Genomic DNA, 13,521 nt, shown 5'->3' with positions numbered 1-13,521 from the left:
CGCCCGCCTGCAGGTGGGCGGCTTTTTTGTGGGTGGGCATGAAAAAAACAGGCATGATCGTTCTGGGGCATGGCAGCCGACGCAGAGAAGCTGCGCGGCAGTTTGAGGAAATGGTCCGTCGGGTGGCCGGGAGCCTGCCCCAAGTGGTAGTCGTGCCCGCTTTTTTTTCCTTGGGGCAGCCGGATTTACCCACCCAGGTCCAGATTCTAGAGAGCCATGGGTGCGGCCGTATCGTAATCATGCCCTATTTTCTTTATAATGGCGTGCACATCGAAAAAGACATCCCCGCCCTGCTGGCCGAACTCGAAAGGCGATACCCACATCTGGACTTTGTGCTGCAGCCGACCCTGGAGAACGATCCGGCCATGGAACGGCTGGTTCTGGAGCGTCTTCAGGACGCTATCACGCTATGACCACATTTTCCGCTATCGATGTGACTCCGATGGGGACACGAGAACGAGGCCCTTGCCTCATAGGCGGCGATAATGCTGGAGGGAAAGTCGGAGACGGGCGGCCACTGATTGCAACCCAAAAAGCAATTTTGCGATTGACAACTCCAAAAACTTAGGTCAAATATTTTTTTCTGAAGCGGGGCTGTAGCTCACCTGGGAGAGCGCTTGAATGGCATTCAAGAGGTAGTCAGTTCGATCCTGATCAGCTCCACCACAAAGAAACCAACGGGTTATCCTGAAAAGGGTGACCCGTTTTCTTTTGGTTTGGTCCCGCCTGAAGAGAGAATGCCTCCGCATCTCTATAGCTATGAGATGGAAAAAAGATGTGCAGCTTGAGCCAAAAGATATTTTTAGCGTAACAGGCCGCGCCGACATCCCGCTGGGAACGAGGCTTCAAAAGACTTCCTTGAAAAAGCTGGCCGGATTGTGCGAAATAATGGGGCATGTATTCGCTCACTCTTCTGGTGCCGATTTATGGAATCGGCCTGCATGGGCAAACAACTTGCTGGTCCAATCCAGGTAACAGCCTGAAACAGCTGGACTTTAAATGTCTCGCAAGATCTGAAAGGCGGCAAGGACATGACGTATTACGCCGGATTGAAGCAAATCAAGGATGCCGCGGTACGCAGACGGACCATTGAGGGTTTGCAGCGTCTCCGGCTGGCGCTTGCCCAGGAGCTTCCCACCCGAACGGCAAGCGATACGCCGCTGCTGGCCACCTGGAACATCCGGGAATTCGACTCCGGCAAATACGGCTATCGCGAAGAAGAGCCTTACTACCTTGCCGAAATTCTGAATCGCTTCGATCTCATCGCCATCCAGGAGGTGCGCGACGGTCTGTATCCCTTGCAGAGGCTCTGCCAACTGTTGGGGAGTGACTGGGATTTCCTCGTGACCGACGTGACGCTGGGAATATCCGGCAATGCCGAACGCATGGCGTACCTGTATGACCGCAGAAAAGTCACCTTTACCGGCTTGGCTGCCGAGCTGGTGTTGCCCAAAGATCAAGATGCGCCGGAAGAGCCCGTGCAGCTGGCACGCTCGCCCTATATCGCGGGATTTCGGCCGGGATGGGCCTACCTGACTCTGGCCACAGTTCATATCTACTACGGCAAAGGCGTGGCTGTGGACCCGCGCCGACTGTCCGAAATCACGGCTTTCAGCCAGACAATTGCCAAAAACGCCGCCAAGCGGCGCGCCACAGTACAAGCCCGGTTCGCCGCCACCGCCTGACAATCTCATCCTGCTCGGCGATTTCAATATCTTTAACCGTAAAGACGTGACGCTGGAGGCCATCACAAAGGCTGGGTTCATCGTGCCCGAAGAATTGAACAGCATCCCCGGATCGAATGTCCCCAAAAACAAACACTACGATCAGATTGCCTACTACAAACGCCTGGCTCGTTTGAGGCCCACTGGCCGCGCAGGCGTGTTCGACTTCTTCGAGCATGTCTATAGACTGGACGATGAATCAGCCTACGCCGCTGACCGGGCTGAAAAACCCGGCCGCAGCTTTCAGGATTGGCGCACCTACCGCATGAGCGACCACCTGCCCATGTGGATTGAGCTGGGCATTGACGACAGCGACGCCTACCTGAACTCGCTGGTGTAGTGCATGGAAGCCCCTGTCCATGCGGCAGATGGTACCCTGACAGAGGAATGGAATTGTCAAATGGACAACATGACGAGCTGATCAGATTTGGAGCTGTTGCGGGGCCAAAAGGTTGATACGGATGTGCGACGGGAGCGAAAAATCAGCCGTCAATGCGGAGCAGATCGTCTTCCAGCTCTTCCGGATATTCGCCGGAATCCAGATCGCAAAATCCGAAACCAACCGAACACAACGGCAATTCGAGCAGTTCCGCCAGGCTCAGGTGACGGTCTGTGGGCAGGGAAAAACCGCAGTCCTGGTCGCAACAGTGCAGGACGTCGGCCACTTCTTCAGCAGAGGCGTCGAGGTTGAAGTGCTGGATGAGCGTCTCCGGATTGCCGCCGCGTATTTCACCCTCTTCCGACTGCCCTGATACCGACGGCGACCTGTAGGAGTCGGACAGCTCGCCGTCCACATACAGCCAGTACCTGAAGACGTCGTCGTCCACGACCTGTACAGCCAGAGCCGGACAGCCGAAACAGCCGGACAGATCCTCGGCAAGGCAGGTAAGGACGTTCTCTCCGCTTTCGTCACTGTCCATCTCATAGACGGTGGTCAGGCCGTCTTCGGTGGGCGAGACAAAGGCTGATCGGCCCTGATTGCCGAGTTCCTGTAAAATATCCCGTGCTTCAGGGCCCTTAAGGGTGATGTTGGAGTAGGTGCTTCCCATAAGGAGTGCTTCAAGCAGATTCCGAATCAAGATGCAAGCCTGTGTCCGCGCCGATTACCGGCATGGCGGCCAAATTTTCTGTGTTCCGCGCAGAACACGCGGAGTGACCCTGAAGAAGCATGGAGTATGGGATTGCGCTTCAGCTCCGTGGGTAATTTCAGGATTGGCGGGAATAATTCGGACCAACGATTTCTGGCCGCCGTCTTCCCTCCCGGGACCGTTGATTTTCCCCGAGACTTGGCTAGAGGAGTTCCGCCTGTAAATTCTATACGGAGGTTCTACTTATGGGAAAATACGCACTGGCGGTGCTTCTCCCGGCCTGTCTGCTGTTTGGAACGGCCATGGCTGGAGAAGATATGAAGGTCCTGATCGCAGACCGCTGTCTGAGCTGTCATGACATGGAAAAAGTCTGCGTGGTGAAAAGCAATGACGTCAAGTGGTGGAAGGACTCGGTGCAGCGGATGGTGGACTACCAGAAAGATCTGCTGACTGCCGGGGAAGTTGACGCGATGGGGGCCTTTCTGGCCGTCGAAGCCAACCGGAACATGGTGTGCGCCAAGTAGCACCGCTGGAGGATGATGAAATGAAATATCTCTTGGGATCGTTACTGGGCATTTTCATATTTGTTTCCATGGCCGTTGCGGGCGCGGATGGTGCCGCCCTGTACGCCAAATCGTGCAAAGGCTGTCATGGTGCGGACGGAGCCAAGCTGGCATCGGGCATGACGAAGTCCGTCAAGGACATGTCGGAAGAGGAAATCAGGACCGCTCTGGTCGGCTACAAGGCCGGGACTTACGGTGGAGTGAAAAAGACGGTCATGGAGCGGGCCATGAAACCCTTTTCCGATGAAGAGGTTGAGGCCCTGATCGTACACTCGGCATCCTTCTGATCGAAATTGTATGGCGGACGCGACATGCGTCCGCCGCTTGTCGGGGAGGCGTTATGCTCTGGATTCATCCTCTGCTGCAACTTGTGGCCACGGGTCTGGCTCTTTACGCTCTGCATCTGGGCTGGATTCGTTTCCGGGCGAATCATCTCGGGCAAAAAGGTCCGTTCGCCTGGAAACAGCATGTCATATACGGCAAGTACGCGCATATCCTGTGGATGTGCGGACTCGTTCTGGGACAGTACGCGGTCAGTTCCCAGTGGGGCGACAACGGCATCACGGGCTCGCACTACTGGGCCGGACAGGCCATGATGCCCTGTATCGCCGGCGGGTACATCACCGGAGCCATCATGGACCGCAACAAAAAACAACGGATGTATCTCCCTCTGGTCCATGCCGGGTTCAACGCTTTGGCCGTGGTGCTGGCGCTGATCGAGGCCGTGACCGGCGCCATGGTCATTCGCGACTTCATGCTGCCATGACCGTATTCCGGCATGCTCCATCGACGTTTACATGCGGGTGCTTATCCTGAAGATGAGCGCCCGTTTCGCGTTCTATGGGCGCGACGTCTGCCTTCCCGTGGGGGAAGAATGCCTTGCCAAAGGAGGAATGGAAACTTACACAGCCAGATACTCCGGTGAGGCAGGCTTTTTATGCGGCCCGCTGCGGAGTCGGCATACGGAGCCAGCCGGCGGATTTTCGTTGTGCGCCAAGCCCGGACAATGTCGCTCCAATCAAGGTGCAACGATGCGGATGACGGACAAAGTTCAGCAGATAATCATGAACCATGCCCACGCAGGCGCCAGACTGCGCGAAAGCTTTTTCGCGGAGAATGCCGGACTCGTTGCCGAAACAGCCAGAATCATGGCCCGGAGCCTGATGGACGGCGGCAAGATTCTTTTTTGCGGCAATGGAGGCAGCGCGGCCGATGCCCAGCATTTCGCGGCGGAGCTGGTCAACCGCTTCCTGATGGAGCGCCCGCCACTGCCGGCCATCGCCCTGACCACGGACTCGTCGGCAATGACGGCCATTGGCAACGACTACGCGTTCGAGCAGATTTTCAGCAAGCAGGTGCAGGCTCTGGGCCGTCCGGGTGATGTACTGGTCGGCATTTCCACTTCAGGCAACAGTGCGAACGTGTGCGAAGCCCTGCGCGTGGCGCGGGAGATAGGGCTGATCACTGTAGGACTGGGCGGAGGAAACGGCGGTTTCATGACCGCACATTGCCGGTATTCTCTGGTCGTGCCGGAGAGCAGCACACCTCTCGTGCAGGAAATTCATTCCGCCATCGGGCACATGCTGTGCTGGCTGGTAGACCATTATCTTTTTGAAGCCGTGACCGAACTCGAACCCTTTGCGGGAGACACGCCCGAGACGGTCTGACAAGGAGACATCATGCCCATCTTCGAATACGTCTGTAATTCCTGCGACAAGGAGTTCGAGGAAGTCGTTCTGGACGGAAGCGACCCCGCCTGCCCGGCCTGCGGCAGTGCGAACACGACCAAACTCATGTCCCGCGGGGTGTTCCGGACTGGAGGCCCCATTGTCTCGGGCTCACCCAGCGCCAGCGCCATCACCACCCGTGGTCAGGGCGGATGCCGGGGCTGCTCCGGCGGCAGCTGCTCCACCTGCGGCTAGGAAAGGGCCCATGAAGACCATGCGTATCGCCACTCGTGGCAGCAAGCTGGCTCTGTGGCAGGCCGATCATATCTCCGCTCTGCTCCGTGCGGCCCACCCCGGCCTGGATGTGGAGCTGTGCATCATCAAGACCAAGGGCGACAAGATTCTAGACGTGCCCCTGGCCAGAATCGGCGGCAAGGGGCTTTTCGTGAAGGAAATCGAGGAGGCCCTTCTGGCCGGTGAGGCGGACATTGCGGTGCATTCCATGAAAGATGTGCCCGCCCAGCTGCCCGCCGGACTGAAGCTCGGGATCATCCCGGAACGCGAGACGCCTGCGGACTGTTTTCTGAGCGCACGGTACGAAAATATCGCGGCTCTGCCCGCCGGAGCAAAGGTCGGCACGAGCAGCCTGCGCCGCCAGACGCAGTTTGCGGCTCTGCGCCGTGATGCGCGGATCGAGTCTCTGCGGGGCAATCTGGATACGCGGGTGGACAAGCTCATGCGCGGCGAATTTGACGCCATCATCGTAGCCATGGCCGGATTGAGGCGTCTGGGACTGACCGCGCCGTACATGGCCGAACTGACCCCTCCGGAATTTTATCCGGCGGTGGCGCAGGGCGCGCTGGGAATCGAATACCGGGAAGACCGCCCGGATCTGGACGACCTGTTGGGTTTTCTGGACCACGCTCCGTCGCGGATTTGCGTGGCGGCCGAACGCGCCTTCCTGTTCGCCCTGGATGGCGGATGTCAGGTACCCATTGCTGGTTTCGCGGAGCTTTCGGATGACATCATCCACCTGACCGGCCTGGTCGGCGATCTGTGCGGCGAGCGGATCATCCGCAAACAGGGCAGTGGACCGGCCGGCAGTCCGGCTGAACTGGGTGCCGCCGTGGCCCAGGAAGTGCTTGCCGCCGGAGGCCGGGAAATTCTGGCGCAAGTATACCCGGTCTGCCCCTAGCCTCAGGCCTCGTTATAAAGGAAGCAAAAAAGTTGTGGTGCGCCAAAGTCTCGAGGATGCAACAAACCTACTTTTCTCTTTCTGCCGGCGAGTTGAGCGCATCATACCTTTTTCCCTCTTTTACATGGCATCGCACGCGTCGATGATCTGAAAGTCATCATAACGAGCCGAAAACAGCCCACCTTTTCTGATCAGCATTTTTACAAGCATCGGGACAAATAATCGTGCCCGGCGGGACCGAGGGCTGGCGCAGGGTTGCCATGCTCTATGACCGGTGCGCCCGTGCCTTCTTTTCGACAATATAATCCCGCCTCCATTCTCATCTTTTATTCCAATGAGCCATAGGCCCGGGTAACCCACTAAAAAATAATGGATTATCAGAGGAGAACAGTCCTCCCATGAAATTTATCACAATCAGGTCTAGTCATTGCCCGCGAGATAGGCTAGTAATACACTCAGTTCAAAGGGCAGGGAAGAAAATGGCTCGACCGCCTCGTCAGGGAATGGTTCCGAGCCATCCCCCGGATATCGAATATGCCACCCGTCGGCGGCAACAACCTTCAACGAGGCCAAGAAAGGAGGTTCTCCAATGAAAATGACCACAGAAGAAGCATTTGTGAAAGTTTTGCAGATGCAGGGCATCGAACATGCCTTCGGCATTATCGGCTCCGCGTTCATGCCGATTTCGGATCTCTTTCCGAAAGCCGGTATCACCTTCTGGGATGTCGCCCACGAAGGCAACGCAGGCATGATGGCTGACGGCTTCACCCGCGCCTCCGGCAAAATGTCCATGATTGTCGCCCAGAACGGCCCCGGTATCACCAACTTTGTCACTCCGGTCAAAACCGCCTACTGGAACCACACCCCCTTGCTTCTGGTGACCCCGCAGGCCGCCAACAAGACCATCGGCCAGGGCGGATTCCAGGAAATCGAGCAGATGGCCGCCTTCAAGGATATGGTCTGCTATCAGGAAGAAGTGCGCGATCCTTCCCGCGTGGCTGAAGTTCTGAACCGTGTCATCGAACAGGCCCGCCGTTGCTCCGCTCCGGCCCAGATCAACATTCCCCGCGACATGTTCACCCAGGTCGTGGACATCGAACTGCCCCAGATCGTACGCTTCGAGCGTCCCGCCGGCGGTGCCGAAGCCATCGCTGAAGCGGCCAAGCTGCTCTCCGCCGCCAAGTTCCCGGTCATCCTGAACGGCGCGGGCGTCATTCTGGGCAATGCCATCGAGGCTTCCAAAAAGCTGGCCGAACGCCTGAGCGCCCCTGTCTGCTGCAACTACCAGCACAACGACGCCTTCCCCGGTTCCCATCCGCTGTCCATGGGCCCGCTGGGCTACAACGGCTCCAAGGCTGCCATGGAAATCGTCTCCAAGGCTGACGTGGTGCTCTGCCTGGGCACCCGCCTGAACCCCTTCTCCACCCTGCCCAGCTACGGCGGCTTCGACTACTGGCCTAAAACCGCCAAGATCATCCAGGTGGACATTAACGCCGACCGCATCGGCCTGACCAAGGCTGTGACCGTCGGTATTCAGGGCGACGCGGGCAAGGTCGCCATGGGCATCCTGAACGCGCTGGATAAAACCGCCGGCGATGCGGGCCGCAAGGAGCGCGAGGCTCTGGCCAAGGACGCCAAGGAACGCTGGGCCAAGGAACTGGAGACCATGGATCACGAAGCCGACGATCCGGGCACCACGTGGAACGAACGTGCCCGCAAGAAGGACCCCAACCTCATGTCCGTGCGTATGGCTTGGCGCGCCATCATGAAGGTCATGCCCAAGGGCGCCATCACCTCTTCCGACATCGGTAACAACTGCGCCATCGGCAACGCCTACCCGACCTTCGAGGAAGGCCGCAAATATCTGGCCCCCGGCCTGTTCGGCCCCTGCGGATACGGCTTCCCCGCCATCCTCGGCGCCAAGATTGCCTGCCCCGACGTTCCGGTCATCGGTTTTGCCGGCGACGGAGCTTACGGCATTTCCATGAACGAAATGACCACCTGCGGACGCGACTGGTGGCCGGCCATCACCATGGTCATCTTCCGCAACTACCAGTGGGGCGCGGAAAAGCGTAACTCCACTCTGTGGTTCGATGACAACTTTGTCGGCACCGAGCAGGATCGCGATGTGAGCTACGCCAAGATCGCCGAAGCCTGCGGCATGAAGGGCGTGCAGGTGAAAACTCCTGAAGCTCTGAGCGAGGCCCTGACCCAGGCGGTGAAAGACCAGATGGAGAACAAGAAGACCACCTTCATCGAAGTCATCCTGAACCAGGAACTGGGCGAGCCTTTCCGCCGCGACGCCATGAAGAAGCCCGTCGTCGTTGCTGGAATCAAGAAAGAAGACATGCGTCCTCAGAAGGGCTAGTTCCCCCGTTATCATCATCAAACACCCCCGGAAGCCCGCTTTCGGGGGTGTTTCGTTTTAAAATCCGGCAACCGTAAAAAAACAGTAAAGGCAGATTCCAGAAATTAGCGCATCATGAATACAAAACGCGAATCAAAATACATAATGATTTACAATTGGCTCTCAGGCCAAATAAAGAATAAAAAATTTCTCCCTGGAGACAAAATTCCAAATGAAATAGACATTGCCAAAAAATTCAATGTCCACAGAATGACCGTCAGGCAGGCGATTGATTTGCTTGTAAGCAATCATATGCTCATCCGTATTCGCGGAAAAGGGACATTTCTTCTCTCGGAAAAAACTCCTGTACTCACCAGATCACTCAAAGAAATATCCTCATACTATGAAGATATTGTCAAAGCAGGACTTACTCCAAGGTATAAAACATTGATAGCAGTAATAAAAGAGGCTGATGAATACATATCTGAAAAGCTCGAAGTAAATGTCGGGAGCCAGATAGTCTATCTGAAAAGACTGATGCTTGCGAATGACATGCCCCTTGTCCTGGAAAGATGCTATTTACCGGAAGAACTTTTTCCGGATATACTGAAAAAAAATACAAACAATATGATATATAAACTGATCAGAGAGGAATATGGAATGAATCTGATGCGCTCAAGACAGGAACTCGGGGCCGTAATCCCTGCTGAGCACGAACAAAAAGCCCTCAAAATAGACGCTACGTGCGCATGCATCTGGGCTGAAGGGACTGTATATAGCGACAATGGAAGGGCTGTTGAGTTCACACACTCCATATACAGAGGAGACAAATACAGATTCAACTGCGATATTGGCAGCTATATATATCGTGAGTAGCGTCGTCCGGCATGCGGCTGGTCCAGAGGCTTTTCTTTTTTCGTGATCGGGTTTATCCGGCTTCGTAACCGTAGCCAATGAATCATGAAAGATAGGTGTCAGGAAGTTTCCATGAAACACGAAAGGCCCGGCAGAAAGTGGATACGCTACGCCTGTCTGCAACCCTGCCAGATCATCTCCCGCAACAGGGTACTTCAGTCGCCCCGCACGGCCCGCATCATCAATGTGAGCCGTACGGGAGCCCTTATCGAGTCGGATTATCTGTTCTGGCCCGCTGATGAAATCACCCTGCTCCTGCCAGAGTCCAGCATAGCCGGGATGGAAGGAATATCCAGCATGTATGGCACGGTGCGCTGGGAACAGGTCGATCCGACATCCTGTATGGGGACCTACTCCTTCGGGCTCGAATTCGAAACGATCATTCCCTTCCGGAATTTTTTCTCTCCGGCATACTTCGACACGGTTTACTGCTGCGCCTGACACGCCTCAGCGGATGAGGATACACACGGCGGATCCATGTTCACTTCATTTTTCAACGCCGAGCGGCTTGATATGCTGCACCGGCTCGTCGATCTCGCACTGGAGGAGGACGGGCGCGACCTCACCTCCGATGCGCTGTTTCCCCCGGACTCACTGCTGCACGCGGTGATTGTGGCCAAAGAAGACACCATCGTGGCCGGTCTGCCCCTCATCGCCATCGTATTGGACCGCATGCACTGTACCGAATACCGGATAAGCCTGCTTGCGGCGGACGGAGACGTCCTCGTCCGCTGGCAGAAAGCGGCCCGGATCAGCGCCCCGGCACGGGTTCTGCTTAAGGCCGAGCGGGTGATCATGAATTTCATCGGCCACCTGTCGGGCGTGGCCAATACCGCCCGGCGCTTTGCCCGGGCCATCGAAGGCACGGGCGTACGCATTCTGGATACCCGCAAGACCACGCCGGGGCAGCGGTATCTGGAGAAATACGCCGTACGCACGGGCGGTGGACACAATCACCGTCTGAATCTCGAAGACATGCTCATGCTCAAGGACAATCATATCGATCAGGCGGGCTCCATCACTCTGGCCGTGGAAGCCCTGCGGCGGGCATACGATCCCTGCCCGCCGCTGGAAATCGAGTGCCGGACCCTCGATCATGTGCGCGAAGCCGTGAGCCTCTCGCCGCAGCGCATCATGCTCGACAACATGGACCTGCCCACGGCCGCCCGGGCTCTGGCCCTCATTCCGGCGCATATCGAATCGGAAATCAGCGGCAACGTGACGCTGGACACGGTGGGAGAACTGGCCGCCCTGGGGCCCACTTATATTTCCGCCGGAGCCATCACCCATTCCGCCGCCACAGCGGACTTCTCCATGCGCCTCCATCAGGAGCGGACATGAAAGACGAACTCGCCCGCATCAGGGCCGGACTGGGAGACAGACTCCGCATTCTCGCCCATCACTACCAGAACGATTCCATTGTCCGCCACGCCGACATTCTGGGTGATTCCCTGGAACTGGCCCGGCGTATCGACGGACTGGAGGCCAAGTATATCGTTTTCTGCGGCGTGCATTTCATGGCCGAAACAGCGGCCATTCTGGCTCTGGACGGGCAGGAGGTGCACACCCCGGATGTCACGGCCAGCTGCGTCATGGCCGAAATGGCCCCGGCCCCTCTGGCGGAAGAGGTGCTCCGCCGCCTGACCGCGAACGGTGCGCGGATCATCCCGCTGACCTACGTCAATTCCTCCGCCGCGGTGAAAGCCCTGTGCGGACGGCATGGCGGCAGCGTATGCACCTCGGCCAACGCGCCGGTCATGCTGCGTTGGGCTCTGGATCAGGGCGACGGCGTACTCTTTCTGCCCGACGCCAATCTCGGCAAAAATACGGCCAATATTCTGGGGCTGGACGAATCCCGGATCATGCGTCTGGATGTGCGCGACAAAGGCCGGAAAGTCCGCCCGGCCGAGCCTTCGCGCAGCCTGTACCTGTGGCCCGGCCTGTGCGCCATTCACGCCAAATTCCATCCGGAGCGGATCGGAAAAATCCGCCGGGAGCACCCCGAAGCCCGGATTCTGGTGCATCCGGAATGCAATCCGGAGGTGGTGAACATGGCGGATGGCGCGGGCTCCACGACATTTCTCATCCGGGAAACCGAAGCCGCCCCCGACGGGAGCACTCTGTTTATCGGCACGGAATGGAATCTGGTGAACCGCCTGCAGGCCATGCACCCCGGAAAGACCATCCGCCCCCTACGCGACGTCCTGTGTTCCAATATGGGCAAAGTGACGGAAGAAAAACTGCTGCGCCTCCTGAAAAATCTGGACCGGATGCCTCCCGTCCGCGTTGACGAAAGCATCGCGGAACCGGCCCGGCTGGCTCTGGACCGCATGCTGCGCATCTGCCGGTAAGCCGGAACGGAAAACGGCTTCCAAACCGAAACGCGGGACCGGAACCCGCGCAACATGCTCCTCTGCACAGGGAAACCGCCATGCCCTATTCCCGCCTGAAAACCGAAGTTCTCATCATCGGCTCCGGCATCGCCGGATGCACCGCTGCCCTGTGTCTGGCCGACCGGGGACACGAGGTGACTCTGATCAGTTCCGGTCCGGCTCTGGACAGCGGCAACACGGCCCTGGCCCAGGGGGGCATCATCTATACCGGCCCGAACGACAGCCCGGAACTTCTGGCCAGGGACATCACCGTCGCGGGAGCCGAATACAATTATGCCGAGGCGGTGCGCTATCTGTGCGAAGACGGCCCGAAAGCCGTGGAACGGATACTCTTCGAGCGGGTCGGCGTTCCCTTCGAACGCACGGCAAACGGCGACTGCTTTCTGACCAGGGAGGGCGGCCATTCCGTGCACCGCATCCTGGCCTGCGCCGACTACACGGGCCGCGCCATTCAGGACAGCCTGGGCCGCGCGGTGCAGGAACACGACAATATCCGTATTCTGTACAACCGCACGGCCATCGACCTTTTGGCCACCCGGCACCAGTCCACCCGGCTGGAGTTCCGCTACCAGCTCAGCAACCAGTGCGTGGGAGCCTACGTCTTCAACGCGGAAACGGGCGAATCCGACATCATCATGGCGGATTTCACCATTCTGTGCACCGGCGGGCTGGGTCAGATTTTCCTGCACACGACCAACTCCTCGGCCTCCATCGGCTCCGGCCTGGCCATGGCTCACCGCGCCGGAGCCACGGTCATGAATCTGGAGTACATCCAGTTCCATCCCACCTCACTGTTCCACCGCGCCGACCGCAAGTTTCTCATCTCCGAGGCGGTTCGCGGCGAAGGGGCAAGACTCCTGAACACCAGAGGCGAACGCTTCATGACCCGCTACGACGACCGGCTGGAGCTGGCTCCGCGTGATATCGTGGCCAGAGCCATTGTGGACGAGATGCTCACGACCGGCGAGGACTGCGTATTTCTGGACGCGGCCAACTACACGGATCAAGACCTGCGCAAGCGCTTTCCGACCATCTACGCCAAATGCATGGAAATCGGGGTCGACATGACGAAAGAGCCCATTCCGGTGGTTCCGGCGGCGCACTATTCCTGCGGCGGCGTGCTGGTGGACAGACGGGGACGGACCACTCTGGACGGGCTGTACGCGGCTGGAGAAGTCGCGTGCACCGGCGTGCACGGAGCCAACCGTCTGGCCTCGACATCTCTTCTCGAAGGACTGCTGTGGGGGATGAGCGCGGCCGAGGACATCGCCGGGCGGTACGACGAAGCGTCGTGCGGCCTTTCCCGGCGCCTGCAGGATTCCATGCCTGCCTGGGTCACCTCGGGAAAGACCCAGACCGAAGACCCCGCCCTCATCCATCAGGACTGGAACACCATCCGCAGCACCATGTGGAATTACATGGGCATCGTGCGTACCACCCCGCGTCTGGAACGGGCCTTCGAGGATCTCCGCAATCTGAACAAAAGGCTCCACTCCTTTTACAAGGCCATCCGCATCTGCAAGGAATCCGTGGATCTCTTTCACGGCTGCCAGACGGCGTACATCGTGACCACATCGGCCCTGCGCAACAAAAACAGCCGGGGCTGCCACTTCCGCAAGGACTGACCCC

At 58.1% G+C, this 13,521-nt stretch carries 16 protein-coding genes and 1 tRNA gene; 16 read left to right on the top strand and 1 reads right to left on the bottom strand.

The features are described 5' to 3' along the window. Nucleotides 1–38: 38 nt before the first annotated feature. The 4 genes from AXF15_RS04580 to AXF15_RS14335 all read left to right on the top strand — a co-directional run bounded on the left by AXF15_RS04580 (nt 39) and on the right by AXF15_RS14335 (nt 2,064). A complete protein-coding gene (locus AXF15_RS04580; protein ID WP_066603905.1) occupies nt 39–413 on the top strand; it encodes a sirohydrochlorin chelatase in 375 nt (124 codons plus the stop codon). A gap of 177 nt (nt 414–590) precedes the next feature. Then, nucleotides 591–666, top strand: a tRNA-Ala gene (locus tag AXF15_RS04575). A gap of 365 nt (nt 667–1,031) precedes the next feature. After that, the gene (locus AXF15_RS14340; RefSeq protein ID WP_211259011.1) at nt 1,032–1,685 is read left to right on the top strand and encodes an exonuclease/endonuclease/phosphatase family protein; all 654 of its coding nucleotides are present in this window, start codon (nt 1,032–1,034) and stop codon (nt 1,683–1,685) included. Between the two features lie 82 nt (nt 1,686–1,767). Beyond that, on the top strand, nt 1,768–2,064 hold the full coding sequence (locus AXF15_RS14335) for an exonuclease/endonuclease/phosphatase family protein (RefSeq protein ID WP_211259010.1): 297 nt from the start codon (nt 1,768–1,770) through the stop codon (nt 2,062–2,064). Nucleotides 2,065–2,206: 142 nt separating this feature from the next. On the opposite strand, the gene AXF15_RS04565 is transcribed toward AXF15_RS14335, so the two are convergent. After that, complete coding sequence (locus AXF15_RS04565) at nt 2,207–2,773, bottom strand: hypothetical protein (protein WP_066603903.1); 567 nt, start codon at nt 2,771–2,773, stop codon at nt 2,207–2,209. 284 nt (nt 2,774–3,057) lie between these two features. Between AXF15_RS04565 and AXF15_RS04560 the strand changes: the two genes are divergently transcribed. The 12 genes from AXF15_RS04560 to nadB all read left to right on the top strand — a co-directional run bounded on the left by AXF15_RS04560 (nt 3,058) and on the right by nadB (nt 13,517). Continuing rightward, complete coding sequence (locus tag AXF15_RS04560; protein ID WP_066603899.1) at nt 3,058–3,336, top strand: hypothetical protein; 279 nt, start codon at nt 3,058–3,060, stop codon at nt 3,334–3,336. 20 nt (nt 3,337–3,356) lie between these two features. Continuing rightward, nucleotides 3,357–3,662, top strand: coding sequence for a c-type cytochrome (locus AXF15_RS04555; RefSeq protein WP_066603897.1), 306 nt, complete (start codon nt 3,357–3,359; stop codon nt 3,660–3,662). Between the two features lie 53 nt (nt 3,663–3,715). After that, nucleotides 3,716–4,141 carry a DUF4079 family protein gene (locus AXF15_RS04550; protein ID WP_066603896.1) on the top strand — a complete coding sequence of 142 codons (426 nt, stop codon included), beginning with the start codon at nt 3,716–3,718 and terminating at the stop codon, nt 4,139–4,141. Nucleotides 4,142–4,412: 271 nt separating this feature from the next. Continuing rightward, nucleotides 4,413–5,042, top strand: coding sequence for a D-sedoheptulose 7-phosphate isomerase (locus AXF15_RS04545; RefSeq protein WP_066608667.1), 630 nt, complete (start codon nt 4,413–4,415; stop codon nt 5,040–5,042). Between the two features lie 12 nt (nt 5,043–5,054). Continuing rightward, complete coding sequence (locus tag AXF15_RS04540) at nt 5,055–5,297, top strand: FmdB family zinc ribbon protein (protein WP_066603893.1); 243 nt, start codon at nt 5,055–5,057, stop codon at nt 5,295–5,297. Nucleotides 5,298–5,307: 10 nt separating this feature from the next. Continuing rightward, nucleotides 5,308–6,237, top strand: coding sequence for a hydroxymethylbilane synthase (gene hemC / locus AXF15_RS04535; protein WP_066603891.1), 930 nt, complete (start codon nt 5,308–5,310; stop codon nt 6,235–6,237). A 589-nt stretch (nt 6,238–6,826) separates the two neighbouring features. After that, on the top strand, nt 6,827–8,605 hold the full coding sequence (gene xsc / locus AXF15_RS04530; protein ID WP_066603887.1) for a sulfoacetaldehyde acetyltransferase: 1,779 nt from the start codon (nt 6,827–6,829) through the stop codon (nt 8,603–8,605). A gap of 114 nt (nt 8,606–8,719) precedes the next feature. Next, on the top strand, nt 8,720–9,460 hold the full coding sequence (locus AXF15_RS04525; RefSeq protein ID WP_083517864.1) for a GntR family transcriptional regulator: 741 nt from the start codon (nt 8,720–8,722) through the stop codon (nt 9,458–9,460). Between the two features lie 111 nt (nt 9,461–9,571). Further along, on the top strand, nt 9,572–9,940 hold the full coding sequence (locus AXF15_RS04520) for a PilZ domain-containing protein (protein WP_066603882.1): 369 nt from the start codon (nt 9,572–9,574) through the stop codon (nt 9,938–9,940). 36 nt (nt 9,941–9,976) lie between these two features. Beyond that, entirely contained in the window at nt 9,977–10,840 is an 864-nt protein-coding gene (gene nadC, locus AXF15_RS04515) for a carboxylating nicotinate-nucleotide diphosphorylase (RefSeq protein ID WP_066603880.1), read from the top strand. Continuing rightward, nucleotides 10,837–11,850 carry a quinolinate synthase NadA gene (gene nadA, locus AXF15_RS04510; RefSeq protein WP_066603879.1) on the top strand — a complete coding sequence of 338 codons (1,014 nt, stop codon included), beginning with the start codon at nt 10,837–10,839 and terminating at the stop codon, nt 11,848–11,850. Before nadC ends, nadA begins: the two co-directional genes overlap by 4 nt. Nucleotides 11,851–11,930: 80 nt before the next feature. Beyond that, entirely contained in the window at nt 11,931–13,517 is a 1,587-nt protein-coding gene (gene nadB / locus AXF15_RS04505; protein WP_066603876.1) for an L-aspartate oxidase, read from the top strand. Nucleotides 13,518–13,521 lie beyond the last annotated feature (4 nt).

This window comes from Desulfomicrobium orale DSM 12838, assembly GCF_001553625.1.
Taxonomy (GTDB): Bacteria; Desulfobacterota; Desulfovibrionia; order Desulfovibrionales; family Desulfomicrobiaceae; genus Desulfomicrobium; species Desulfomicrobium orale.
The sequence above is the reverse complement of the archived record's forward strand: the minus strand, read 5'-3'. Positions and strand labels throughout refer to the sequence as shown.